General features: G+C 43.0%; 2 protein-coding genes. Both read left to right on the forward strand.

Going from position 1 to position 1,183, the window contains the following annotated elements:
- Nucleotides 1–294, forward strand: a 294-nt coding sequence (locus ACFVSW_RS27955) for a transposase (RefSeq protein ID WP_387319889.1), incomplete at its 5' end; no start/stop codon positions are given.
- An 11-nt stretch (nt 295–305) separates the two neighbouring features.
- Nucleotides 306–1,183 (forward strand): IS3 family transposase (locus tag ACFVSW_RS27960; RefSeq protein ID WP_387319890.1); only part of this gene is annotated, 878 nt, incomplete at its 3' end.

Below are 1,183 nucleotides of genomic sequence, written 5' to 3' on the forward strand. Positions count from 1 at the left end.
ACCACTTATCCAAAAGAATTTAAAGAATATGTTACCAAGCTAGTAGTTCTGGATGGCCGAAAGATAGTTGATATTTGCCAAGAGCTCAATATCCCCTACGATACCCTACAAAAGTGGGTGGCCAGTTACCGCAAGAAACAACAGGAAGACGAGCACTTAAGGCAGAGCCAGCTCATGACCGCTTCGGAATACAAAGAGCTGTATGAAACAGAGCGTCGTAAGAAACTTGAGCTCGAGGAGGAGGTGGCTATTCTAAAAAAGGCCATGCACATCTTCACGCAAGGAAAGAACTAAGGTTTGAATTTATATATGCTCACAAAGAGGAGCACTCAATCGTGAAGATGTGCAAGGTACTCGATGTCTCAACGGCTGGCTATTATAGGTGGCGAAAGCGCCAGGAAGACGATAAAACTGAAAGGGATAGGTTTAATCAACTTCTTGACGATAGGATCTTATTCCATTTCCATGACAACCTTGGTACTTACGGCAGTCCAAGAATTCATCAAATGCTTATAAGGGAGGACTTAAAGGTATCTGAAAAGAAAGTAGCCAATCGTATGAGAGAGCTAGGTTTATTTGCCATGCCTCCGAAAAAATATATTCATACCACAGATTCCCATCACGACAAGAAAGTCTATCGGAACGAGTTGGATCGGAAATTTAGGCCGGAAGCGCCAAACAAGGCGTGGGCTACGGACATTACTTATATCCATACAGGAGAGGGGTTCCTTTACCTCAACCCTGTCATCGACCTGTTTTCACGAAGGGTTATTAGCTATGCGATTGATGACTGTATGGATCAATCCTTGCCACTTCGTGCCTTAAGAAGGGCAATAGCTGAACGGAACCCATCAGAGGGTTGGATCCACCATTCTGACCGTGGTTCCCAGTATTGTTCAGTCAGGTATATTGAAGAACTCGTAGAGACCAAAGCTACAATCAGTATGAGCCGAAAAGGAACTCCGTATGACAATGCTTGTGTAGAGTCATTTTTTGCCTCACTGAAAAAAGAATATATTTATAAACTTGTATTCAAGACCAAAGCAGAAGCGATCGCAGCTATAGATTTTTATATCAACTTTTATAACAGAAAACGTATACACTCAACGCTAGGATACGCCAGTCCAATCGAGTATGAAAAGGCGTATGAAAAGGCGCAACGACGAGTCGCCTGTGAAGACCT

Origin of the sequence: Neobacillus sp. NPDC058068, from assembly GCF_042885335.1 — a bacterium.
In the GTDB taxonomy this organism is placed as follows: domain Bacteria; phylum Bacillota; class Bacilli; order Bacillales; family Cytobacillaceae; genus Neobacillus.